Origin of the sequence: Natribacillus halophilus (assembly GCF_900100185.1) — a bacterium.
Classification (GTDB): domain Bacteria; phylum Bacillota; class Bacilli; order Bacillales; family Marinococcaceae; genus Natribacillus; species Natribacillus halophilus.
Map to the genome: position 1 here is coordinate 382,999 of NZ_FNEN01000001.1, position 22,544 is coordinate 405,542.

At 46.6% G+C, this 22,544-nt stretch carries 25 protein-coding genes; 14 read left to right on the forward strand and 11 right to left on the reverse strand.

Annotated features, from left to right (window positions below; translation table 11 throughout):
• The first annotated feature begins 234 nt into the window (after positions 1–234).
• The 8 genes from BLS58_RS01965 to BLS58_RS02000 all read left to right on the forward strand — a co-directional run bounded on the left by BLS58_RS01965 (position 235) and on the right by BLS58_RS02000 (position 6,457).
• Entirely contained in the window at positions 235–2,646 is a 2,412-nt protein-coding gene (locus tag BLS58_RS01965; protein ID WP_090395864.1) for a Na+/H+ antiporter subunit A, read from the forward strand.
• The gene (locus BLS58_RS01970; protein ID WP_090395865.1) at positions 2,643–3,071 is read left to right on the forward strand and encodes a Na(+)/H(+) antiporter subunit B; all 429 of its coding nucleotides are present in this window, start codon (positions 2,643–2,645) and stop codon (positions 3,069–3,071) included. Before BLS58_RS01965 ends, BLS58_RS01970 begins: the two co-directional genes overlap by 4 nt.
• Complete coding sequence (locus BLS58_RS01975; RefSeq protein WP_090395866.1) at positions 3,071–3,409, forward strand: Na(+)/H(+) antiporter subunit C; 339 nt, start codon at positions 3,071–3,073, stop codon at positions 3,407–3,409. Before BLS58_RS01970 ends, BLS58_RS01975 begins: the two co-directional genes overlap by 1 nt.
• Positions 3,402–4,883 (forward strand): Na+/H+ antiporter subunit D, encoded by a 1,482-nt coding sequence (locus tag BLS58_RS01980; protein WP_090395867.1) that lies wholly within the window; start codon positions 3,402–3,404, stop codon positions 4,881–4,883. Before BLS58_RS01975 ends, BLS58_RS01980 begins: the two co-directional genes overlap by 8 nt.
• Positions 4,884–4,888: 5 nt before the next feature.
• Positions 4,889–5,365 (forward strand): Na+/H+ antiporter subunit E, encoded by a 477-nt coding sequence (locus BLS58_RS01985; RefSeq protein WP_090395868.1) that lies wholly within the window; start codon positions 4,889–4,891, stop codon positions 5,363–5,365.
• A complete protein-coding gene (locus BLS58_RS01990) occupies positions 5,365–5,646 on the forward strand; it encodes a Na(+)/H(+) antiporter subunit F1 (RefSeq protein WP_090395869.1) in 282 nt (93 codons plus the stop codon). The genes BLS58_RS01985 and BLS58_RS01990 overlap by 1 nt, the downstream gene beginning before the upstream one ends.
• Positions 5,618–6,001, forward strand: a complete 384-nt coding sequence (gene mnhG, locus BLS58_RS01995) for a monovalent cation/H(+) antiporter subunit G (RefSeq protein ID WP_342705364.1) — start codon at positions 5,618–5,620, stop codon at positions 5,999–6,001. The genes BLS58_RS01990 and mnhG overlap by 29 nt, the downstream gene beginning before the upstream one ends.
• Before the next feature lie 183 nt (positions 6,002–6,184).
• Positions 6,185–6,457 carry an HU family DNA-binding protein gene (locus BLS58_RS02000; RefSeq protein ID WP_090395871.1) on the forward strand — a complete coding sequence of 91 codons (273 nt, stop codon included), beginning with the start codon at positions 6,185–6,187 and terminating at the stop codon, positions 6,455–6,457.
• A 78-nt stretch (positions 6,458–6,535) separates the two neighbouring features.
• Here the strand turns inward: BLS58_RS02000 and sigK are convergent, their stop codons facing one another.
• The 4 genes from sigK to megL form a co-directional block, all read right to left on the reverse strand.
• Positions 6,536–7,246 carry an RNA polymerase sporulation sigma factor SigK gene (sigK, locus tag BLS58_RS02005; protein ID WP_090395872.1) on the reverse strand — a complete coding sequence of 237 codons (711 nt, stop codon included), beginning with the start codon at positions 7,244–7,246 and terminating at the stop codon, positions 6,536–6,538.
• Positions 7,247–7,396: 150 nt separating this feature from the next.
• On the reverse strand, positions 7,397–7,798 hold the full coding sequence (locus BLS58_RS02010) for a CBS domain-containing protein (RefSeq protein ID WP_090395934.1): 402 nt from the start codon (positions 7,796–7,798) through the stop codon (positions 7,397–7,399).
• A 706-nt stretch (positions 7,799–8,504) separates the two neighbouring features.
• Entirely contained in the window at positions 8,505–8,627 is a 123-nt protein-coding gene (locus BLS58_RS18125; protein WP_281240983.1) for a hypothetical protein, read from the reverse strand.
• 280 nt (positions 8,628–8,907) lie between these two features.
• Positions 8,908–10,083: a methionine gamma-lyase gene (gene megL / locus BLS58_RS02015; protein ID WP_090395873.1), complete on the reverse strand. Its 1,176-nt coding sequence runs from the start codon at positions 10,081–10,083 to the stop codon at positions 8,908–8,910.
• A gap of 171 nt (positions 10,084–10,254) precedes the next feature.
• On the opposite strand from megL, the gene BLS58_RS02020 reads away from it, so the two are divergent.
• Positions 10,255–10,443 (forward strand): hypothetical protein, encoded by a 189-nt coding sequence (locus BLS58_RS02020; protein WP_090395874.1) that lies wholly within the window; start codon positions 10,255–10,257, stop codon positions 10,441–10,443.
• 49 nt (positions 10,444–10,492) lie between these two features.
• Here the strand turns inward: BLS58_RS02020 and BLS58_RS02025 are convergent, their stop codons facing one another.
• Genes BLS58_RS02025 through BLS58_RS02055 form a run of 7 tightly spaced genes read right to left on the reverse strand, consistent with a single transcriptional unit; the run spans position 10,493 to position 16,967 of the window.
• Positions 10,493–11,698 carry an NAD(P)/FAD-dependent oxidoreductase gene (locus BLS58_RS02025; RefSeq protein WP_090395875.1) on the reverse strand — a complete coding sequence of 402 codons (1,206 nt, stop codon included), beginning with the start codon at positions 11,696–11,698 and terminating at the stop codon, positions 10,493–10,495.
• On the reverse strand, positions 11,695–11,994 hold the full coding sequence (locus tag BLS58_RS02030; RefSeq protein ID WP_090395876.1) for a (2Fe-2S)-binding protein: 300 nt from the start codon (positions 11,992–11,994) through the stop codon (positions 11,695–11,697). The genes BLS58_RS02025 and BLS58_RS02030 overlap by 4 nt, the downstream gene beginning before the upstream one ends.
• Complete coding sequence (locus tag BLS58_RS02035) at positions 11,991–12,254, reverse strand: (2Fe-2S)-binding protein (protein WP_090395877.1); 264 nt, start codon at positions 12,252–12,254, stop codon at positions 11,991–11,993. Before BLS58_RS02035 ends, BLS58_RS02030 begins: the two co-directional genes overlap by 4 nt.
• A gap of 12 nt (positions 12,255–12,266) precedes the next feature.
• Entirely contained in the window at positions 12,267–12,932 is a 666-nt protein-coding gene (locus BLS58_RS02040) for an aspartate/glutamate racemase family protein (RefSeq protein ID WP_090395878.1), read from the reverse strand.
• Positions 12,933–12,952: 20 nt separating this feature from the next.
• The gene (locus BLS58_RS02045; protein ID WP_090395879.1) at positions 12,953–14,305 is read right to left on the reverse strand and encodes a TRAP transporter large permease subunit; all 1,353 of its coding nucleotides are present in this window, start codon (positions 14,303–14,305) and stop codon (positions 12,953–12,955) included.
• Between the two features lie 20 nt (positions 14,306–14,325).
• On the reverse strand, positions 14,326–15,471 hold the full coding sequence (locus BLS58_RS02050) for an NAD(P)/FAD-dependent oxidoreductase (protein WP_176764555.1): 1,146 nt from the start codon (positions 15,469–15,471) through the stop codon (positions 14,326–14,328).
• On the reverse strand, positions 15,468–16,967 hold the full coding sequence (locus tag BLS58_RS02055) for a xylulokinase (protein ID WP_090395881.1): 1,500 nt from the start codon (positions 16,965–16,967) through the stop codon (positions 15,468–15,470). The genes BLS58_RS02050 and BLS58_RS02055 overlap by 4 nt, the downstream gene beginning before the upstream one ends.
• Positions 16,968–17,175: 208 nt before the next feature.
• On the opposite strand from BLS58_RS02055, the gene BLS58_RS02060 reads away from it, so the two are divergent.
• The 5 genes from BLS58_RS02060 to BLS58_RS02080 are packed head-to-tail and all read left to right on the forward strand — an operon-like array spanning position 17,176 to position 22,488.
• Positions 17,176–18,528, forward strand: a complete 1,353-nt coding sequence (locus BLS58_RS02060) for a sodium/glutamate symporter (RefSeq protein WP_090395882.1) — start codon at positions 17,176–17,178, stop codon at positions 18,526–18,528.
• Positions 18,529–18,544: 16 nt separating this feature from the next.
• Entirely contained in the window at positions 18,545–19,243 is a 699-nt protein-coding gene (locus BLS58_RS02065) for a FadR/GntR family transcriptional regulator (protein WP_218126118.1), read from the forward strand.
• Between the two features lie 15 nt (positions 19,244–19,258).
• Complete coding sequence (locus BLS58_RS02070) at positions 19,259–20,179, forward strand: alpha/beta hydrolase (RefSeq protein WP_090395884.1); 921 nt, start codon at positions 19,259–19,261, stop codon at positions 20,177–20,179.
• The gene (locus BLS58_RS02075; protein ID WP_090395885.1) at positions 20,179–21,060 is read left to right on the forward strand and encodes a DUF6282 family protein; all 882 of its coding nucleotides are present in this window, start codon (positions 20,179–20,181) and stop codon (positions 21,058–21,060) included. Before BLS58_RS02070 ends, BLS58_RS02075 begins: the two co-directional genes overlap by 1 nt.
• A gap of 12 nt (positions 21,061–21,072) precedes the next feature.
• The gene (locus BLS58_RS02080) at positions 21,073–22,488 is read left to right on the forward strand and encodes an FAD-binding oxidoreductase (protein WP_090395886.1); all 1,416 of its coding nucleotides are present in this window, start codon (positions 21,073–21,075) and stop codon (positions 22,486–22,488) included.
• Positions 22,489–22,544: the final 56 nt, after the last annotated feature.

The following is a 22,544-nucleotide window of genomic DNA, read 5'->3' on the forward strand; positions in this document are numbered from 1 at the left end:
CTCACGTATGAATGACAGCCTAAGTTAAGGGAACTCTAGATAAAAAGGGCTTAAAAACTAGTTCTTATTGACTAATTTACGATTCTTTTAAGCGATCTCTACTTATTTAATTATAATAAAAAAAAGAAAGCGTAATCAATTTTTGTGTCATGCAGCTTTAACGCTAATACGTTATAATTCTTAACGAATGCACGATTTTTCATATTCACTGTCGAACGAGGAGGGATAGACATAATGAGCTTTTTGCACTGGGCGATCCTCATCCCCTTTCTATTTGCCATCATCGTACCCATGCTTTATAAGTACATACGACCCGTCCATACGGGTTGGTTTATTTTGATCGTACCATCGGTTTTGTTTGTCTTTTTTCTGCCATACATAAATCCGGTAGCCGATGGCGAAACGTTTATGGAGACCGTTCCCTGGGTCCCGTCTTTAGGGATCAATTTTTCCGCATTCATCGACGGCTGGAGCTTGCTGTTCGCCCTCCTGATTACCGGGATCGGCGCTCTTGTTGTTCTTTATTCCATCTATTATCTCGACAAAAAATACGAGGACCTCACCAACTTCTATGTGCATTTATTAATGTTTATGGGCGCGATGCTGGGCGTGGTTCTTTCGGATAACGTCATCGTGCTCTATGTTTTCTGGGAATTGACGAGTATCTCTTCCACACTCTTGATCAGCTACTGGTATCACCGGGATGCTTCCATCAATGGCGCACTGAAATCGTTGAATATTACCGTTCTAGGCGGTTTCGCCATGTTGGCAGGGTTTGCCCTGCTTTATGTCATGACCGGAACGTTCAGCATTCAGGAAATGATCGGACAAGCCGGCGGCGTCATCGACCATCCGCTGTTTTTGCCGACAATTATTCTAATTTTGTTGGGCGCCTTTACAAAATCGGCGCAATTCCCTTTTCATATCTGGTTACCGGATGCCATGGAAGCGCCGACACCGGTTAGTGCTTATTTGCACTCCGCTACGATGGTCAAGGCCGGCATTTATCTTGTCGCACGTTTTACCCCGTTATTCGGAGGAGCTCCGGAATGGTTCTGGATCATTGCCGGCGGCGGTTTGCTTACATTGCTGTGGGGATCGCTCTCAGCCATTCGCCAGAAAGACCTGAAAGGACTGCTCGCTTACTCTACGGTGAGTCAATTGGGGATGGTCATGTGTTTGCTCGGCCTCGGTTCGGCGGCGCTCTATTTCGACGACGCCAATGAATTGTATACGGTCGCTATTTTGGCTGCTGTTTTTCATTTATTTAACCATGCCAGCTTTAAGGGCAGTCTGTTTATGACGGCGGGGATCGTCGACCATGAAACGGGCACCCGCGATATTCGCGCTCTCGGGGGCTTAATGCTGGTGATGCCGGCGACCGCCACGATTTCCTTAATCGGTGCGGCATCGATGGCCGGGATCCCCCCTTTAAACGGCTTTCTCAGTAAAGAACACTTTTTCATGGCGATCACGGACGCCACCGAATATGGTATCTTCAATATGGAGACCGCCGGCATGCTCTTTCCGGTCATCGGATGGCTCGCCAGTGTGTTTACGTTTGTCTATTGCTGTATCTTTTTCTTTAAAACATTTGCCGGGCCGTTTGAGCCCGAGCGCTTTGCCAAAAAGGTGCACGAAGCACCCATCGGCATGCTCATTAGTCCTGCCGTCCTCGGCTTGGTCGTGGTCATCGTTGGTATATTCCCGAACCTTCTTTCCCAGTCCATCATCGAGCCGTCGATGGCTGCGATCCTGCAAGGCTTGCCAACCGATGCGGAAGCGTTTACCGTTGACATTGAACATTGGCACGGATTTGACCTTGAGTTGTTCATGACGATCGGTGTCGTCGGTTTTGGCAGTCTGCTATATTTGGCTATGGGTAAATGGCGAAAACTGTCGATTTACAACAAGACGACAGACCCGTTTTCCCCGGTGTATGATTCCGGGATTACTGGACTTCTCAAGGGTTCAAGGCTGATTACCAACGTCCAGATGACAGGAAGGTTGCGTGACTACTTAACTTTTGTTTCTGCCTTCTTTTTAATTATAACGATCTGGACGATGATCCGGTATGACGCCTTTGTCATCGATACGCAGAACATCAGTGAAATCAGCACTTATGAAGTCGTGCTTGTTGGCCTTTTAGTCATCTCCATGCTTGCTTTGCCGTTTATTCAACAACGCGTCGCTGCCATCGTCGTGCTGGGTTTCGTCGGGTTTCTGATCGCTCTCTTTTTCGTGAACTTTCGAGCCCCCGACCTTGCGCTCACGCAGCTTTTAATCGAGACGGTCCTTGTCATTCTTTTCATGCTCGCCTTTTACCATTTGCCCGAGTTCAGAAAAGAAAAGATGAAAGCCTCATTTAAATGGTCGAATGCCTTGCTTTCATTCGGTGTTGGTTTAATGGTCACACTGATCGCCTTAAGCGCATTTTCCTACGGGCAAGGGCATGACTTTTCACCTGTCTCAGATTACTACATTGAAAACTCTGCCGATCTCGCGGGTGGCTACAATATGGTTAACGTCGTCCTTGTTGATTTCCGGGCTCTGGATACGGTGCTGGAAGTACTCGTATTAGGGGTCGCGGCGCTTGCGGTCGTTGCTTTAATCCGTTTGAAAATGAAGGAGGGGGATGATATATGAAATGGAAAACAAACAACCTGCTGTTCATTCATGTTACACGTATCGTCGCTTTTCTCATCCTAACCTTCTCGATTTACCTTTTCTTTGCCGGCCATGACGATCCCGGAGGAGGGTTTATCGGCGGTTTAATGACCGCTTGCTCCGTGTTATTGCTGTATTTAACGTTTGACAAACGCAAAATCGATGAAATGCTGCCCATTAACTATGTCTATTTAATTCCTGCTGGACTTCTTATTGCTTTTGGCACCGGATTTCTCGGCATCCTTTTTGCCGATCCATATCTCACGCAGTATTTCGATTATTTCACCCTTCCCTGGATCGGTGAATTTGAATTGGCAACGGCGGTCCTGTTTGATGTAGGTATTTACCTGGGTGTTGCCGCCTCTGCTCTTGTCATTATAGTAACGATTGCGGGGGATGAATAATGGAGTTACTCATGTCGATTGTCGTCGGTGTATCTTTTATGGTAGGCACTTATCTGATCATGGCGCGTAGTTTACTGAGCGTGGTCATTGGCTTAAATATGCTGGCTCATGGATCCCATTTATTGCTATTGACGATGGCAGGATTAAAAACCGGTGCTCCGCCGCTACTTGATCGCCCGGAGACAGCTTTTAGCGACCCGCTTCCCCAGGCGCTCATTCTCACCGCGATTGTGATTAGTTTTGGGATTACTGCTTTTACGATTGCGATAGCCTATCGAACGTATAAAGTGTATCAAACAGATGATCTAGAACAGTTAAGGGGTTCCCCAGATGAATAATCTTATTATCCTGCCAATAGTTATACCTGCAATAATTGGCGCGTTACTCGTCTTCTTTGCAAAAAGTCAAAAGATACAACGATTCATAAGCGTCATCACGATGACAGCCATTCTCTTCGTCTCCATATGGTTGTCTATCGATGTTTATCAGAATGGCATTCAAGTCATTGCCCTCGGCGACTGGCCGATGCCATTTGGGATTCCGCTTGTCGCTGACATGTTCGCGACGGTTATGATCCTTCTTTCGTCAGTGGTGGGCATTTTTTGTTTGTTCTTCGCGTTTCGCACGATTCACCCGAATCGTGAACGCTTTTATTTTTACCCGTTTTATTTTTTCCTTATTGCCGGTGTGAACGGTACATTTTTAACCGGGGATCTATTTAACCTCTTTGTATTTTTTGAAGTGACGCTTATTGCTTCCTACATCCTGATTGTTCACGGCAGTACGGCTTTTCAGTTACGGGAATCTTTTAAATATCTCGCGATGAACGTCTTTGCTTCGATGTTCTTTGTCGTCGGCGTTGCCTATATATATGCGACGACGGGAACCATGAACATTGCCCATATCGGGTTGCGAGTCGAAGAACTTGGGCAGGAAGGCGTTCTTAACGTGGTTGCGATTGTGCTGCTTTTTGTATTTGCGATGAAGGGAGCCCTCTTTCCGCTGTATTTTTGGCTACCCCGGTCATACACTGGCCCTCCGGCAGTGGTTTCAGCCCTGTTCGTCGGATTGCTTACGAAGATTGGTATTTACGCGATCATTCGGGTATTTACCGTTATTTTCAATCATGAAATCTCTTTTACACATAACATCATACTGATTTTGGCCGGTTTAACGATGCTTGTCGGTGTATTGGGGGCTGTTGCCAAGTATGATTTCAAAAGCATTCTTGCCTATCACAGTGTGAGCCAGGTAGGATACATGGTAATGGGACTAGGGATTTTCACACCTCTCGCGTTAGCCGGTGCGATTTATTTCATGGTTCATCACAGTATAGTAAAGGCTGGTCTATTCTTATTTTCCGGCGTAGCCGAAAAAATTACCGGTACGACGGATATTAAACAAATGGGGGGACTCTTGAAAACGCACCCTGCTTTTTCCTGGCTGTTCTTCGTGACTGCCATGTCTCTGGCGGGTATTCCGCCGTTAGCCGGATTTTTCGGCAAGTTTACGTTAATCGTGCCTGGCTTGAGTGAAGGCCACTACGTTGTCGTTGCTGTTTCGTTAATCGTTGGGCTCTTAACCTTATTTTCGATGATGAAGATTTTTTCCTATTCGTTTTGGGGAAGGCAAAAACATTCGGCCAGTCAAGCCAAAATAAAAACGAGGGACTTACTCGTTGCTATCTCTCCATTCGTTGTCACCACGATAGCAATGGGACTGGCTGCAGAGCCAATCTTTTCTTACTTCCTGGATATGGCTCACGAACTGCTTGACCCTTCCATCTATATTGAATCTGTGCTGGAGGAGTAGAGGCTATGGCTTTTCAAATTCTGTTAAATATCGTCATCGCCATTTTCTGGATGGCTCTCCAAGGTGAATATACGAGCGTCAATTTCGTGATTGGCTACGTGATTGGCCTCGGTGTTGTCTATTTTCTGCGCGGGTCCTTAAATGAAACCTTTTACATGCGGCGGGTCTGGGCGATCATCAAACTGATTGTTATCTTTATTAAAGAACTCGTGGTCGCAAATCTTGATATGATTCGCATCGTCCTGAGCCCGAAGTTGAACGTTACACCCGGGATCATCGCCCTCCGAACCGACCTGAAAACCGATTGGGAAATCACGATTCTTTCCATGTGTATCACCCTTACACCCGGCACGATGACGATGGATTACTCTCAGGATGGTCGTACCCTTTATATTCATAGTATCCATATGAACAGTACGCAGGAAGTGATTGACGACGTGCGCAACAATTTTGAACGAGCCATTCAGGAGGTGACAAAGTAATGTTTGAAGCGATCATGCAAGTGGGATTGATCATTTTTTCCATTTCTTTGGCTCTGTGTGTATGGAGAGCTTTAAAAGGGCCAACATTATGGGATCGCGTCGTCGCCCTTGACTCCTTCGGGTTAAATCTCATCGGTTTTATTGGTATTATCATGATTTTGCAATCGACAAATGCTTTCGCTGAAGTCGTATTGGTGTTGGGTATTCTAGCTTTTGTCAGCTCCGTAGCACTGGCAAAGTTTTTGGAAAGGGGTGTTGTCATTGATCGAGATTCTCATTAGCATCTTCGTCCTCCTCGGCAGTTTCCTGAGCTTGATTGGCTCCCTCGGGATCATGCGCCTGCCTGATATATACAGTCGCATGCATGCCGCGACAAAAAGCGCCACGCTCGGTGTCGTATTACTCATCCTGGGCACCTTCACATACTTTTTGGGGGAAGGAATTTTTAGCTTACAACTGCTTTTGACGATCGCTTTTGTCTTTCTGACCGCCCCGGTGGCTGCGATGATTATCTCTCGCTCCGCCCATCGTAATGGCGTCGAATTATGGGGCCGGACCAAACACGATGAACTCCAGGAAAGTTACCCGGAACATCTTGAGCCCGAGCGCGAAAACGAAAAAGTCGAGCGACCATGACGAAAGCCGCAAACAGGCATGCTGACAGGGCTGGTTAAAAATCCTTTTTGCGGTCAATAATGGATTTTATCGAATCATTTTACTTAATTATCGCCAGAACACTTGACACAGCAAGGGTTTCATGAGTAAATTTGTTATGTACACGCCAATACTACCATATCAGTAATGAAAGGGAGTTTTTACATGAATAAGACAGATTTGATCAACTCTGTTGCCGAGCATGCCGACCTTTCCAAAAAAGAAGCCTCGAAAGCTGTAGACTCGGTATTTGACAACATTACCGAAACGTTGACAAAAGGGGAGAAAGTTCAACTCGTCGGCTTTGGCAGCTTCGAAGTTCGCGAACGCGCTTCCCGCAAAGGACGCAACCCGCAAACCGGTGATGAAATCGAAATCCCGGCGACAAAAAATCCGGCATTTCGCCCAGGCAAGCAGCTCAAAGACGCTGTCAACTAAACATAAACACGTAGAAAAACCTCCGGGCAGGAGGTTTTTCTTGGCAGATAGGAAAGTATATTTCTTATCACAAGGCCACTATACACTCTCGCCTTTTTGCCGCTTATAGAAAGCCTGAAACAGCTTCAGGAGCGCACGCTTTTCGATTCGCGATACATAACTCCTGGAGATCCCCAAATCCCTCGCAATCTCTCTCTGTGTCCGCTCTTCGTCTTCTCCGAGGCCAAACCGGGCCACGATCACTTCGCGTTCCCGCTCCGATAACACGTGAATACACTCATAGATCTGGCGTTTTTCCATTTTTAGATGCAAAGCATCCGCGATATCGGGGTCGTCATCCTGCAGGACCTCGATTAAACTGAGTTCATTCCCCTCTTTGTCCGCACCGATCGGCTCATACATGGAAACATCTTTACTTACTTTTTTTAAGGAGCGCAAATACATCAATATTTCATTTTCGACACATCGGGCTGCATATGTTGCAAGCTTCGTCCCCTTATTGGGAGAATAACTTTCAATGCCTTTGATCAGTCCAATCGTTCCAATGGAAATCAAATCTTCGGTCTCCTCATTGGTATTTTCAAATTTTTTCACAATATGAGCAACGAGACGTAAATTATGTTCAATAAGCATATTTCTGGCGTGTTCATCTCCATCCTTCATGCGTTCCAGATACAACTTTTCATCTTCTTTGGATAACGGCTGCGGAAACGCCTGATTTTTGACATAGGAGACGAACAGCATGATTTCCTTGAATAAATACGCGAACGCTGTGAAAATCCCCGACATGGAGCACCCCTCCTGGAATCAACTCTTACATTCTATGCAGGAGTGGGCTTGTATGGTGCAGGGGAATTTCATGCCGTTTTCAATCGCTCAGTTCTGTCCCTATAGCAAAAACCAGGAAAAGCAACATTCACTTTCCTGGCTTCTTGATGGTTATATCGGCCTAACTGAAATTTTGGCTAATGCCTGTTCAGCTTCGTTTGCATAGATCTCGTTCAATGCAAAATCTCCGAGGGCCACCACACCGACGACTTGCCCATTCTCCACAATCGGCAACCGTCTGACTTGATTTTCTCCCATAATCGTCGCGGCTTCATGGACGTCCATATCGGTCCTGCCTGAGACAGCGTCAGGTGACATGCATTCGGAACAGTGTGTGTGCCCATCTTTGCCGTGAGCCGTTGAACGCAGGGTAATATCTCGATCTGTCAGAATACCCAGCAATTCTCCATTTTGGACAACCGGCAACGAACCTATATTATGTTGCTCCATCATGGCCGCTGCTTCCTGGATAGACTGGCTCGGGTCAACAAAAATAACGTTACTGGACATCATGCTACCTAAGTTTTGGTTTTGCTCCACGCTACATTCCTCCTTATTTGTCGGTTCATAGTTTGTCACTGGTCAAGTAAAAGTATGTATTGACCGCGGTTCCGTCAAAGTCCAAATATATTCGCGGATATCCGAGGGAACGGAGATCGCTCCGATCTTTATGACACTTGAATCGCGTTGTTATACCCCAAAGGCAGTGTATCTCACTCCGAGAGGGACAAGAAGCGTGTTGTTATACCCCAAAGGCAGGGCATCTCGCTCCGAGAGGGACAAGAAGCGCGTTGTTATACCCCAAAGGCAGGGCATCTCGCTCCGAGAGGGACCAAGAATCACGTTGTCGAGAGAGCGATGTGATCTCCCTCAGGCTCGTCTTAGAAAGGCGATTTTTATTTCCCTTAAAAATCGTTTTACTTTGACTTTACCTTGATGTATTGACCGCTATTGTTGTAAAGAAAACTTGGCTTATCGCCAAGCCTGGCGAAAGCCTTAGTTGCACTTATGCATGATAAGAAAGTTATACTTTTGTATAAAAACAACCATTATTGGAGCAGCGCAAACCAATCAGTATAACCAACATATGTCACTTTATACTTTTTGCGCTAAATCAGTTGTTTTCATGATAGATGGTGGCGGTATGCTCAGCCGCCATGATGGTTTCTTATCTGCAAAAAAAGAATCCTGTGAACGCTCCACAGGATCCCGCCGGTCATCATCTGAATTCATCAATCACTTTAACGGCTTGCTGCTCAGTTTCAGCTTTGTACAGTTTCGCAATCAACTTGTTTAACACATCAATGTCCGTAATGCCCTTCACTTTATTTTGAATATCCATCGAATCCAATCCAATCCAAATCGGGTTTCCAAATAAGTGAGAATATCCTCTTGCTTGCCCTCTTCCTTTCCTTCTTCCCTGCCGTCCTTATAAATTCTTTCAACAATACGGGTCATTTTCAACACCCCCAACATTTTTTCTACATAAGATTCATCCAGATATTTATCTCCAATATCTACCGTTGCACCTAGCGGTTTACTCAATTATAGCAAGGATTTTCTGATTTTTGTGTGATCACTACAGAAAAAGACGCCGGCTGCCGCCAACGCCTTTTCCACGTTTACTCCTCTGCCAATGCCTGTTCCAAATCACGCCAAATATCTTCGTGATGCTCAAGCCCTATCGATAAACGAAGCATATTGTCGCCGATCTCCATAAATTCACGTTCAGCTTCAGGTATCACGGCGTGAGTCATCGATGTCGGGTGTTGAATCAATGTCTCCGCGTCGCCGAGGCTGACCGCGATTGCGATCATTTTCAGTCGGTTCATCATGTTAAATGCCGCTTCTTTTCCGCCTTTAAGGGTAAAGCTGATCATTCCTCCGGGCTGATCCATCTGTTTTGCCGCCAATTCGTATTGTTTAAAGTCGGCGTCACCCGGGAAGAAAATAGATTCGATTTCTGGATGTTTTTTCAATTTTTCAGCGATCACTTTCGCATTGGCGCAGTGCCGGTCCATACGCACGGCAAGGGTCTTCATCCCCCTTAACAATAACCAGGCTTCAAAAGACCCGAGAACACCGCCCATATCTTTTTGCGCATTCTTACGCACCGCTTCCATAAAATCGAAGCTCCCAATCGCCACTCCGGCAATCACATCGCCATGACCGCCCAAATATTTTGTGGCACTGTGAACGACGACATCAGCGTTATGCTCGAGCGGACGCTGCAGATAAGGGGACGCGAAGGTATTGTCCACGACAACCGTCAGATTATGTTCCTGCGCAAATTGCGTAATAAGCGAAAAGTCTGTCATTTTCATCGTTGGATTGATGGGCGTTTCCACATAAATGACTTTTGTCGTCGACTGGAGATGTTCTTCGAGGTCCGATTTATTTTCCATGGAAATGTAGTCGGCATTGACTTGAAAACGATCGGACAGCCACGATAAAAGCCCGAATGTACAGCCATACACACCTTTGGACACAAGCACATGATCCCCGCTTCGTAGTAGAGACGTTAAAACGGCGGAGACAGCGGCCATCCCGGAAGCAAACGCCAGCGCCTTCTCTCCGCCTTCAGCCTCAGCCATCCGCTCTTCAAATGCCTGGACCGTCGGGTTTCCCAAGCGACTATACATGTATCCGCTTTCATTTCCGGCAAAACGAGCCGCTCCGCTTTCCGCGTCCGGAAATGTAAACGTACTTGATTGATAAATGGGCGGCACTAAGCTCCCGTAATGGCGTTCTTTGTCCTCAAGTCCATGAATATAGCCGGTTTCTTTATTTACTGGCATCAAAACCCCTCCCTCTCCCCATTCTACATGATGAGGAGCTGAAAGTTGATGGATTGCGGTGAAGGAAGCCAGTAATATGTTTCAACAGATAAATTGTCGGTAACCACTCACAATGGTAAACTGAATTAACAGAAGTTCGTACTTGCTGAGCGAAAAGGGAGGCGTTCTGACATGCCAGGTCTGGATATGGATATTGATCGTTTGGAAAAAGTCGTTCGTATGACAGGAGAACGTGCACTGTTAGATGCAAAAGTGAATGGTACGTCCATCGTATATTATGATCCGGAGAGACAAACCATCGTAAGACATTATCCTAATGGATATATAGAAACCGTACGTGGAGCAGGTGAGGTGGATTGAAAGAAAATCAACCGATTATGTACGTCTTCGCTGGTAATAACGGTTCACTCTAAGTATTCGGATCACGCCACCGTCTTTCCACTTTTTCTCGGCCCTGGTCAATGTTTCGCATAAATTTTATCGTGGATGTTTCTCTTGCTTCCTTGATTTTTTCCTTGTATTGAATCATCTCTTTTTCATCGTAATCTTTGATGAACCCCGCTCTCTTACTTACCAAAAAACCTACTAATTCACCTTGAGCCATCGCAATGTTGGCACCTTCAATGCCGGTTATGTTCCCCGCGACATAAATCCCGTCTTGGGTTGTCTGCAAATCCTCCCCGTGTAAAGGGACATGTCCGCCTAATTCTTCGATGTAGGCAGAAGCGCAACCAATCGCAGCAGGGAGTTCCGATACAGGATACAGCCCTCCCGAAATGCAAACGCAATCGACTTCTATCGTTTGCCGGCGATTCGTTTGTACATCACCGTGAGCATCAATCTGGTCTACCGTTATGCTTTCTACTTGCTGATCTCCATTGATTTCCCTTATATTTTTTCTTAAAGATAAGGGGATATCCCATACCTTTACGCCTTGCACAGGGTATAAATGAGCACCTATGTTCCTTACAAATCTATTTCGAGCCATCCTCCCCGCTATTTTCAACATAACATTCGGCGCTAGATGAGACATCATCGCTAAGTCAGAAATCATCTCTTTCGGTCTGGATTTCTCCTGTGAAAAATCATTACTTGGCGGGAGAAAGAGTCCAACGACATCTACTCCTCCCATTTTCATCTCATGGGCGACCGTTAAAGCTAATGGATCGATTCCTACAATCGCGACTTTTTTTCCGGGCTGAACTCGATGATAGTTATTCATGACTTGTGCCGCTCCGATCGCCATCACGCCCGGCAAAGTCCAGCCCGCTATGGGAATGGCCTTTTCAGCAGCTCCGGTAGCGATCAATACAAATGACGCATGTAATTCCTCTCCCTGATTCAACTTAACGGTCCACTTCGGGAAAATTCCCCATACTTCTCTTTCCTGCAAAAATACAACACCGAGCGCTTTTGCTTCTTCAGCGAGAGATTCTGCCACCTGTTTTCCAATCCACCAACCGTTTTTAGGCTCTTCATGCAATTGGCCGATTAATTTGCCGCCGACAAAGGGGTTCTCATCAACAATCATCACTTTCGCGCCATGTTTTGCCGCTTCTATGCCAGCACTCAATCCAGCCGGGCCGGAGCCGACAATGATAAGATCATACTTCATGACTGGAACCCTTGTGACTCAACAATCATTTGCTCTTCTACAGGAGTGATACAGGCACGTACACTTCTTTCCCCGTTTACGGTTACCCGGCATTCATAGCAATGGCCGATGCCGCAATAGATGCCTCGTGGTTCCTTTTCTTTTTCCGAATATCGCAACGTTCGAATGCCGTTGGCGAGGAGCGTCGCCGCGATCGATTCATTTTCAAGCCCAATGTAATCGACACCATTAAATTGGATGGTTACTTCTTTTTTCTCTAATGGTCCCAATACCGGGTGATCGGTTATTCTCATCATTCATCCCTCTTCGTGTTGTTCGCTAAATCGGTTAAGGTGATCGGGCGGATAGGGTTGTTATGCGTCAGACGGCTTGAATCCGGTATCTCTTCGTTTGCGTGTATGGACACCATCTGCTCGATGAGCGGCCGACACGTTCTTCCCTGGCAAATTCCCATGCCTGCCCGTGTTTGCAGTTTTATTTCTTTGGACGTTGCACTTCCTTGTTCTATGGCCTTCATTATCTCACGGTAATAGACTTCTTCACATCGACAGATCATGACATCTTGAATTCACGGCACCCCCATGGCATCGTACATATAGTTCATCAAGGTAGTTATATCAAAAATGGGAAGATCGGCAATGCCTTGTACTGTATTCTTATATGGTGGCATGTTGGTGCATTCCAAAACAATCGCACTTAATTCCGGATGGTTTTCGAGTAGACGCGTAGTCACTTGTTTTATTTCCTTCGTGACAGCATTCACATTCAAGGCTTCCGTTTGATTGACAATCGCGGAGGTGAAGGCAGGCTGATCATCCATCCCTTCAATAACCACCGGGTGATGATGCACATCGACGCTTTTAAAATGTTGGGTTGTTAAACTCAATCTCTTAGCGGTCAATACCCCTACCGCGCCTCCTGTGACACGGTTTGCAAATGGAATTTGCAACAAACTGGATGAAAAGAAAGGAACCGCTAGTGCTCGTTGGAGCTCCTTTTGAAAGATAGCCAGAAAACCACAGCTTGTTGTTATGGCTTTGGCACCCTCGTTTTCAAGTTCTTTGCCAGCTTTCACAAAAAGATCAATCAGTGCGTCGTCCCCAGAATCCATCACACGAGCAACGGTAGCTCCATTTACTGTCTTATAAAGGACCGGAAACGAAAACGTCTCCGGATTTCCGATATCCCCTTTTGGCCTATGAAAACTTGTATCAAGCATTAATATTCCGATCATGTATCATTTCCACCTTTAAATTATATAAGCCAGGCGATCACTCCTACAGACGTTAGGTACAACGATGCCGGTACCGCCAGGAGCATCACTTTTACAGGGTCTACCTTTTTGCTTAATATACCTCCAATAAGTCCGGCCACTACAAAAGCGGTTAACCCTACGGGAGGAAGGTTCTGCCCGCCTGCGGATATATGAGCGGCACCAAGAGCGATATTCATGGGATCCACATTAAGATTCTCCAAGGCGGGAGCAAGAAAAGGAACCGTTATCGTCTGTGCGGTCGTTTGCGAACCCGTCAGCATACCTACCAACAACATGCTCACGGTTCCCCCCAGCTTAAGAGCCGTCGCCTGTAATCCTTCCATGAGTTCTGATACGCGATCGATCACGCCAGTTGCAGAAAATATTCCAACCATAAACCCAGCAGCCAATTGAATTTGTACCGTCTTGCTTATGTTTTTCAATCCTCGTTTGAATACTGTTCCAGTTTCTTTTCGTACACTCGCATAGAAAAAGCTAACAATTGCCCCTATCATGATCGCCAATACAATTGGAAATACAATACCATTCAGTATGGGTAACGTTTCAAGATAAGCCACCCATTGTCCCATCGGTTCCCAAACAGTGAATATGTTAACATCAAATCCTGTATCAAGAACGACAATAAACGCCAACACGATAAGTGGCACCAACGTTTTCCATCTTTCTTTGATTATCGTAAAAAAGGATTGATTGGGCAAGAGATGTTCCGGCAACCGCTTTCCCCGCACAAACCGACTGGCATCCAGTATCGCAAACAAAAGGCCCCCTGTAACGGTGAAAATGCTAGTGACAATCACCGGTGTTGGATCTATGTCAATCAAGGAAGTAGACAAAATAACGCCTTGCGTAATCGGTGGCATGAGCGAACCTAAGGAAGCCCCCACCAAAATAATCATCCCGATTTGTTCCGGCTTGATATTCAAATCCGCCAACGAGCGAATGACGAGAAAGCCTATGACCGCGGATGCGGCAATAGCATCCCCAAGAAGTGAACCGGCAAATGTTAATGCGATCAATACAGCTGCAACTAACCCTAACGAAGATTTGCCGAAAATCGAACGCAAGCTAAGCATCGTCGTTTGCATCGCACCCAATTTCACTTGCGTCTCGGCATAAATGCTCCCCGTAATTGACAACATGATCACCCAAGCGAGCTGATCGACCCCATCTATCAAGGCAACTCCGATTTCTACAGGTGTTAATCCCCCCATTATCGCGGCAGCAAGCGCGGCAAGGAGTAACGCAAGCCGTACTTCTCCCCCAATTTTAGGAATTTGTGGGATTAATATAATCGCGAACAGGATGAGCAATGGAATGATAATATCGAGCATCTGAACCCCCCATTTCATTTTTACTTAAAGCGATTAAGCTTCAATTTTTCCAGAAAAGATTGATAAACACCTTTTCGATCTAGCAAATCACGGACCAGCAGTCCAGTGATCGGGGCCAAGGCGATCCCATCCCCTTCGTGTCCTGCTGCTATGATAAACCCTTCTGCGTCCCGAGCTTCGTCGATAATCGGCAACCCGTCACCCGTGTATGGACGAAAACCTACCATAGAGCGAATGATCCGAATGTTTCCCAGACTCGGAACGATGCTCGTCGCATGTTTGGCAATCGCGGGGAGCACTTCCGATTCTATGGACTGATTGAAACCTTTAAATTCTCTGCTGGCGCCGATGAGTAAGTTCCCATCATCTGTTTGCCCTAGGGAGAGTCCGATGCCAAAAGCAGGCGCTTCCTCTGTTAGGTGTTTCGCAGCAATATATTGTGAACATAAAATGTTTCCTTTGACGACAGGGGTTACTTTTTCCGAAATAAGAATCGCCCCGCGACGTGGTTGAATAGGGATATTCACCCCTGCCATGTCATCTATGTGAGGAGCAAAGGGACCAGCAGCGTTCACCACAATTTCTGTAGGAATGTACTCTTTGGCTGTTTGGACCCCTACTACTTTTCCATTTTCAATGGCTATGTCTACAACCTCTGTATGCGTACGAATCTCAACCCCTTTTCGTCTCGCAGCATCAGCAAACGCCTGGCTTAATAACAACGGATTGACTTCCGCGTCCTCTTTGCTGTATGTGGAACCTATAATGTTTTCCGATAAACTGGGTTGGCGATCTGTTGCTTCTTTTTGGTCTAAAAGCTGAATATCGATGCCGGCTTGTTTTTGCTTTTCTACAAAATCCTTTATGAAGGGCAGATATTTTTCAGATTGAACGACAATCATTCCACCCCCTCGCTTAAATTCAAAGGGGACGCCCAGCTCAGCTTCAAGATTTTCATAGATGTCTCGGCTGGCTTTTGCCAGTTCACTTGGAAATCCCGGCTTTTTGGATTGGAGAAAGATAGCCTTATCGCAAGATCCAGATGTTTTCGAGCCTATTTCTCCCTTTTCGATTAAAATGACTTTTCGCTTTTCTTCGGCTAAACGATAGGCAATCGAAGTTCCTATCACCCCGCCGCCGATCACAACGGCATCTGCTGTCGTCACGAAAATCTCTCTCCTTCTGACCAATCTCTGATGATTGGATACAAACTCTTAAATTTTTGATATAACCGCTCATAAGTCGCCTTCACATCAGGGGAAGGATAGTATGTTTTCATTGGCAAGTGCTGCATGAAATGCTGATGAAAACCCTGATAATCGGCCGACCAGTGCAAGTAAACAAAACCTGCGGCAGCCACCCCTAATGACGGTAAATATTCGGGGTGTTCAGGCACACGTACAACATTCTGACACATATCGGCTAAAATCTGACACCATGATTCACTCTGTGTCCCTCCGCCAATCAGAATCAGTGGCGTATCCACCGCATCCTCGCCGATCAGCGTCTCAATCGTCTGCCGTATCGACATGGACACCCCTTCCAACACGGCCCGGCTTAAATGCGCTTTCGTTGTCGTCTCCCTCATGTTCATAAAACATCCCGAAGCAGACATGTCCTGGATCGGAAAGCGCTCACCTTTAAGATACGGTAAAAATAAGACATCTGCAGCGCCGGGTGCCGTAGATTGAACGGCATGTTCGAAGCCTATGTAATCCTTTTCCTCACCCTCACCAAAGAGGTCAACTGCCCAAAGATGTGCATTGCCTACATTTAGCATTGGCGCTATGGCAATGTATTGCTCTTGAGAGAGGTCCCTCAAATGAAAAATACCGTCTGCTTGCTCTGTAATCCTATCGGTCACATAGGCCACCCAACCGGTTGAACCGAGATAGACATATTTATCCCCTTGGTCGATGATCCCGGCGCCCATGGTAGTGGCCCCGGCATCACCGGATCCACATAATACAGGCGTTCCCCGGACAAAGCCACTTTTCTTCGCGCTCTTTTCAACGACTTCGCCAACCTTCGTGCTAGGATCGAATAGAGGCGGGAGTTTTTGCGAATCGAGGCCTTGGTCTTCCACCCATTTAGTCACCCATTCCTTGCGGTGCAAATCCATCATTCCCGTCGTCGCTCCGGTGACAGGGTCGGCAACTGTTTCTTGCGTCAGCTGAAAAATCACATAATCTTTGGCACTCACACATATGGTCTCCGTCCGCTCATACGCGTGACGTTCTATTTCCTGCAGCCACTTTATCTTTGGAAAAATCATGGAGCCATCAAAATGATTACCGGTTGTCAGGGACAAATCGGGAATGTCATACGCAATATGTTCAGCTTGTTCTTCCGCACGGTTATCAGCGTAAAGGATGGCCGGACGCACCGGCTGGCCATCGGCATCGATCGGAATACAATCCTGCATCTGTCCACTCATCACAATCGCTTTCACATGTTGCGGGCTTATACCACTTTCCCACCAGGAAACAGTTATTTGACATACTTTCTCCCACCATTGCCCGGGATCTTGTTCTACACGTCCATCTTCCCTATAATCCGTCTCAATTGGACGCGTCTCGGGATACTGCAATGATCCATCCTTGCCAATGAGAACGCCCTTGATGCTGGATGTGCCGATATCAAACGTCGCAATATACTCCATGTTTTTCCCCGCTTACTTTCTTATTTTCATAGATGTATTTTATAACTTAACACGGCTATTCCCGTTGAGCAAATTCGCATATTCCAACTGATGGGAAAATTTCCTTCCCAATAAATGTTTAAGAAAGGGTTTACAATGAAGAGTTATTATGTTGTATACTTGTAATACAAATTTTGATATCGCTTTCAAATGAAGGGAGGTCTTTTTCTTGTCTATTTTCGATTTAACCATTGATCTCGGTTTGATTTCAGCTTTACTGCTGATCGGTGTTATGCTTCGAGCCAGATTCAGGTTTATTCAAAAGTTCTTTATCCCGGCGAGCATGATTGCCGGTTTTATTGGGTTAGCACTTGGTCCCAACGGTTTTGATTGGTTGCCATTCTCTGATTCCATTGCTGATTATCCGACGATATTAATCGCGGTCATTTTTGGGGCGATTCCCATTGGAGCTGCTCAAGTAAATTGGAAAAAAACATTTCATCGTGTACGGAATATGTGGTTATATTCTATGTTTTTGACGTTCCTGATGTGGGGCGGCGGAGCGATGATTACTTTATTGGTTCTCATGCATATTTGGGACGTGCCTGAAGGGTTTGGCCTTATACTCGGTGCCGGATTTCTGGGAGGTCACGGAACTGCTGCCGCTATCGGAGAAGCACTGACCAATATGGGTTGGGAAGAGGCTACTGCTCTTGGCTATACGTCTGCAACGATTGGTTTGCTTTGTGCGATCGTCGGTGGGCTTTTCATCGTCAAGCGGAATGCAAAGAAAAATCAAACAACATTTATTTCTGATTTTAAAGACCTTCCAGAAGACTTAAGAACCGGCTTGGTGAAAAAGGAAGACCGGGAATCAACAGGAAAAGGGACGGTTTCTCCAAATACGGTTGATCCGCTTTTCTTTCATTTAGCGATTATCGGCGTTGTCGTTGTGATCAGTTATTATTTGCAAGAGAGCTTGCAGGCCCTTTTTCCGCAAGTGAGCGTCCCATTGCTGAGCCTGGCCTTTATCGTCGGACTCATCATGCAAATGATCTTGAGCAAAGCAAAAGCAAACAGTTACGTTGATAAACCGACCATCAATCGAATCAGTGGAACCGCCACGGATTTAACGGTAGCCTTCGGCATTGCATCTATTAATTTAGCTATTGTGGCGGATTATCTCGTTCCGCTCATTGCCTTGTTTATCTTTGGGGTCATTTGGGCGTATTTGATTTTTCATTTCATCTCCCCGCGTGTTTTTCACCAGCATTGGTTCGAAAATGGCATCTTTGGCTGGGGATGGAGCACAGGAACGGTCGCGATGGGCATTGCGCTTCTTAAAGTCGTCGACCCGAAGAATCAGGCCACGACCCTTGATGATTACGCCCTGGGTTATGTCGGGATGGTGCCGTTTGAAGTGCTCATCATTACGTTCGGCCCGCTGTTATTGATGACAGGTTATGGATTCGTTTACGTTCTGGTCCTCCTCGGCGTGGCAGCCATACTGTTAGGAGTAGCAACCAAATCAGGTTGGCTCGTACAGGAATCAACAGTGAAAGAACGGCGAAAATCTTCATAAAACGAGGGGAATGATGATGAAAATCGAACGCAAAAAAGTTTCGATGCAAGTGTTTGATCACATTAAAAAAATGATTGACGATCACGAACTTAAACCGGGGGATAAACTCCCGACTGAAAGTTATTTTACCGAACTTTTCGGGGTGAGCCGGACACCGATCCGCGAAGCCCTCAGTGTCCTGGAAGCCAGTGGGTTGATCACATCCACCCAGGGAGGGGGAAGTGTCATTCAACCCATATCCGCTTCCGATTTAATGGAAGAAACACGCTTTGAATTCATGGATCCTCTCGAGGTCGTCGATCTGCTGGAAACACGCATGATCATTGAATCCGGGGCTGCGTACTTTGCGGCTAAACGCAGAGCCCCTGCAGACCTCGAGAACATTCAACAGGCCCTCGTTCACATTCGAGACACCCAGTCGGAAGAAAAAATCGGGCACGAGGAAGATATTCATTTTCATAAAGTGATTGTCGAGGCTTCGCATAATCCGGTTTTAATCCAAACCATGGCGAGTATCTCGAATTTATACGACAAAGCAGTAAAGTTTTCTTTAGCTAAAAACTTAGGCTGGAAAGAAAAAAGACAGCAAGTCCTGCAAGAACATGAAGACATTTACGCGGCGGTCGAAAAAAAAGAACCTGAAAATGCCCGGCAAGCGATGATTAAACATCTGGAAAATGCAAAAACTCAAGCTTGCTCAATATATTTACAATGACAGGAGAGAGCAATGATGATCGAAAAGAATATTTATTTTTACAGTGAAGGTTCCAAGTTACAAGGAACGCTCTATTATCCCGATGACATTGGCACAAATGAAACCAGACCCGCGATTATCCCTAACTCCGGGTACCAGGGATTTAATGAGTTTTATCCGAAGATGTTTGCGAAAAAAATGACTGAAGTCGGGTATATTTGTTTGGGATTTGACTACCGTGGGTTTGCCGATAGCGAAGGCGAATACGGGAAAGTGTTAATTGAGCAACAAGTCGAGGATATTCACAACGCGATCACCTTTTTGCAATTTCAGGAAGAAGTCGACCAAAACAGCATCGGGTTGATTGGCTGGGGGATGGGCGCGGCAAACGTGATTCTCACGGCCGCGAACAATACAAATATCTCTGCCACGGCTGCCTTGAACGGATTTTACCACGGCGAACGGTGGCTTAAATCGATTCATTCCTATAAAGAATGGGTACAAATTCTCGAAACGGTAAAGGCCGATCGCGTTCACCGCGTCTTTCAAGGGGAGTCGCAGCTCGCCGACCCTTTCATTCATTACCCGTTAGATCCAGCCACAAAAGAATATGTAGAAAAAGAGCTGGCGTCCGTTTACGGCTTTGGGCAACAGACGACGTTGCAGTTTACAGAATCGATTATCGATTTAAATGTGGAAAGGGTCGTTAAAGAATTGGCACCGCGACCGTTGTTTGTCGGACATGGAGAAGACAATCTCCTCCACCCGTATGAAGAAGCGCTCGCCCTTTATGAAAGCGCTGCTGCGCCCAAAAGTCTTTTCACCGTTAAAGGTAAGCATAACGACTTTATGTATAGCGACCACCCTGAATTTAAGGCTCTTTGTACGCATTTATTTGCTTTTTTTCAGGAAGCTTTCGAAAAAAGCGCCTCCCCGATTCGAAAGGAAACGGTATAATGGCAAAAAATTGGCACCGATTACTTGAAGGAGCGATCGAACTGCATGCCCACTCTTCCCCCAGTATTTTTCCCAGACGGCAAACAGACTGGGCGTTAGTAGAAGATGTCTATCAGGCAGGCATGAACGGCATCGTGTTGAAAGCCCATGAAGGGGCGACCCATGACCGAGCGACACTACTGCAGGAAAAATATCCGTCTCTGACCCTTGCTGGCGGCCTCGTCTGTAATTTATTTACAGGAGGTATTTCCAGCCATGCTGTTGATATGGCCCTACGCATGGGAGCAAGCGTGATTTGGATGCCCACCCTTTCAGCCGCCCAACATCAACGCTATTTTGCTCAACACAGTAAAACAAATATTTTCAATAGCGAAGAAGCACTGGATGATGCTTATGACGGTTTAACCGTAACCGAAAACGGGATCATTAAAGATGAAGTGAAAAACGTATTGGCATTGATCGCGCGTAAAGATGCCGTGTTAGCCACCGGACATCTAGCAGGTGAAGAGGTGATGATGCTCGTTGAAGAGGCGAAGCGTCAAGGAGTAAAGCGAATCTTAATCCAGCATGCCGACCTTGGGATCGCTCCGCTTACCCTCGAACAGCAAAAACAACTGGCCACGCAAGGGTGTATCATTGAAAAGTGTTATCTCGCCTGCGGCCCTGATTTTCAGGATCTCACCATCAACGATATGGCTCGTTCGATTGAGGCGATTGGCGCTGACCATTGTGCATTGGTCACCGATTATGGGCAGGCGCACAATAGGCCGGTGGTTGAAGCTTTGGAGACGTTTATCATGGAGCTTTTGCATGAAAAAATCTCTGAAGCGGACATCCGACAGATGGTCGTGCATAACCCCCGTTCCCTTATACACGGATAGGAGGAATTTTTTATGGAAACCGGGTGGATAGAAGCATTACAGGCAAAAATGGGCGAAAAAATGATAAGCTCGCGTTCTGATCTCGACACCTATAGTTATGATGCTGCTTTTGGTGAGTTTTTTCCGGAAGCCGTCGTCTATGTCACGAATACCGAAGCAGTCAGTGAAGTGTTGAAGATCGCCAACGAATACAAAGTTTCGGTAACCCCGAGAGGCCTGGGGACGGGTTTGAGCGGCGGCGATCTCCCTGTCCACGGCGGGATTACCCTCGATATGACGCAGTGGCCGGCTTCGGTAGAAGTTTTCCCCAACGATTTGGTCGCGCGTGTCTCCCCGGGGACCCTGACCTCCGAGATACACGCGGAAGCAGAAAAACACGGCCTCATGTATCCCCCGGACCCGAGCAGCTCCAACATCTCTACCATTGGCGGAAACCTCGCTGAAAATGCCGGAGGTCCGCGCGGCTTGAAGTATGGCGTCACCAAGGATTATGTGCTCGGGCTTGAAGTCGTCACCCCGGAAGGGGAAATCATGCATACCGGCGGGCACACCATTAAAAATGTCACCGGGCTGGATCTCACCAAACTTATGGTGGGCTCGGAAGGCATTCTCGGGATGATCACCGGCGCGACGTTAAAACTGATTCCAAAACCCGCCGCGGCGCAAACGGTTATGGCTGCCTTTTCAACGATGGAGGTAGCAGGACAAGCCGTTTCAAAAACACTCACCTCCGGCATCCTCCCCGCAAAAATGGAATTTATTGATCAGGCTTGCGCACAAGCCGTTGAAAAATACGAGCCCTTAGGCCTCCCCACGAACGTTGAAGCTATTGTTTTAGTCGAATTAGATGGCCATCCGACTGCTGTCCAAGAGGAAGCAGAGGCCGTAAGCAAAATCATGAAAGAGCTTGGCGGAACCAATATCTCCCAGCCCCAGACGAAAGAAGATGCTTTAAACATGTGGAAAGCGCGGAGATTGGTATCCCCCGCCACGGCAAACATCAAACCGACCAGAGCATCTGAAGACGCCACTGTCCCCCGCAGTCAAATCCCCGCGATGATGGCTCGACTGGCAGAGATCCGTGAAAAATATGATCTTTTACTCGTCGTCTTTGGACACGCGGGGGACGGCAATCTGCATCCAAACATTTTATGTGATGACCGCGACCCGGAAGAAATCGAACGGGTTAAACAGGCGATCGAGGAAATTTTCCAGTCTGCGTTGGAACTGGGCGGCACCCTATCCGGAGAACATGGCATAGGCACGATGAAATCCCCTTTTCTGGAAAAAGAGTTGGGTCCCGTTGGCGTGGATATGATGAAGCGGATTAAGCAAAGCTGGGACCCGAACAACATCATGAATCCGGGGAAGATATTTCCGGATAAAGGGCAGCGATTGATTTTGAGTCGGGCGGTTGAGAGAGAGTAATAAATGAAGGTGTGTGGCCGAGGTCGTTTATGTTTTAAAGCCCAAGTCCCTATTTA

What these genes read in the sequence shown, in the direction of transcription:
- BLS58_RS01965 (WP_090395864.1), top strand. Translation starts at nt 235, where the DNA reads ATGAGCTTTTTGCACTGGGCGATCCTCATCCCCTTTCTATTTGCCATC.
- BLS58_RS01970 (WP_090395865.1), top strand. Translation starts at nt 2,643, where the DNA reads ATGAAATGGAAAACAAACAACCTGCTGTTCATTCATGTTACACGTATC.
- BLS58_RS01975 (WP_090395866.1), top strand. Translation starts at nt 3,071, where the DNA reads ATGGAGTTACTCATGTCGATTGTCGTCGGTGTATCTTTTATGGTAGGC.
- BLS58_RS01980 (WP_090395867.1), top strand. Translation starts at nt 3,402, where the DNA reads ATGAATAATCTTATTATCCTGCCAATAGTTATACCTGCAATAATTGGC.
- BLS58_RS01985 (WP_090395868.1), top strand. Translation starts at nt 4,889, where the DNA reads ATGGCTTTTCAAATTCTGTTAAATATCGTCATCGCCATTTTCTGGATG.
- BLS58_RS01990 (WP_090395869.1), top strand. Translation starts at nt 5,365, where the DNA reads ATGTTTGAAGCGATCATGCAAGTGGGATTGATCATTTTTTCCATTTCT.
- BLS58_RS02000 (WP_090395871.1), top strand. Translation starts at nt 6,185, where the DNA reads ATGAATAAGACAGATTTGATCAACTCTGTTGCCGAGCATGCCGACCTT.
- sigK (WP_090395872.1), bottom strand. Translation starts at nt 7,246, where the DNA reads ATGTCGGGGATTTTCACAGCGTTCGCGTATTTATTCAAGGAAATCATG.
- BLS58_RS02010 (WP_090395934.1), bottom strand. Translation starts at nt 7,798, where the DNA reads ATGATGTCCAGTAACGTTATTTTTGTTGACCCGAGCCAGTCTATCCAG.
- BLS58_RS18125 (WP_281240983.1), bottom strand. Translation starts at nt 8,627, where the DNA reads ATGGATATTCAAAATAAAGTGAAGGGCATTACGGACATTGATGTGTTA.
- megL (WP_090395873.1), bottom strand. Translation starts at nt 10,083, where the DNA reads ATGCCAGTAAATAAAGAAACCGGCTATATTCATGGACTTGAGGACAAA.
- BLS58_RS02020 (WP_090395874.1), top strand. Translation starts at nt 10,255, where the DNA reads ATGCCAGGTCTGGATATGGATATTGATCGTTTGGAAAAAGTCGTTCGT.
- BLS58_RS02025 (WP_090395875.1), bottom strand. Translation starts at nt 11,698, where the DNA reads ATGAAGTATGATCTTATCATTGTCGGCTCCGGCCCGGCTGGATTGAGT.
- BLS58_RS02030 (WP_090395876.1), bottom strand. Translation starts at nt 11,994, where the DNA reads ATGATGAGAATAACCGATCACCCGGTATTGGGACCATTAGAGAAAAAA.
- BLS58_RS02035 (WP_090395877.1), bottom strand. Translation starts at nt 12,254, where the DNA reads ATGATCTGTCGATGTGAAGAAGTCTATTACCGTGAGATAATGAAGGCC.
- BLS58_RS02040 (WP_090395878.1), bottom strand. Translation starts at nt 12,932, where the DNA reads ATGATCGGAATATTAATGCTTGATACAAGTTTTCATAGGCCAAAAGGG.
- BLS58_RS02045 (WP_090395879.1), bottom strand. Translation starts at nt 14,305, where the DNA reads ATGCTCGATATTATCATTCCATTGCTCATCCTGTTCGCGATTATATTA.
- BLS58_RS02055 (WP_090395881.1), bottom strand. Translation starts at nt 16,967, where the DNA reads ATGGAGTATATTGCGACGTTTGATATCGGCACATCCAGCATCAAGGGC.
- BLS58_RS02065 (WP_218126118.1), top strand. Translation starts at nt 18,545, where the DNA reads ATGAAAATCGAACGCAAAAAAGTTTCGATGCAAGTGTTTGATCACATT.
- BLS58_RS02070 (WP_090395884.1), top strand. Translation starts at nt 19,259, where the DNA reads ATGATCGAAAAGAATATTTATTTTTACAGTGAAGGTTCCAAGTTACAA.
- BLS58_RS02075 (WP_090395885.1), top strand. Translation starts at nt 20,179, where the DNA reads ATGGCAAAAAATTGGCACCGATTACTTGAAGGAGCGATCGAACTGCAT.
- BLS58_RS02080 (WP_090395886.1), top strand. Translation starts at nt 21,073, where the DNA reads ATGGAAACCGGGTGGATAGAAGCATTACAGGCAAAAATGGGCGAAAAA.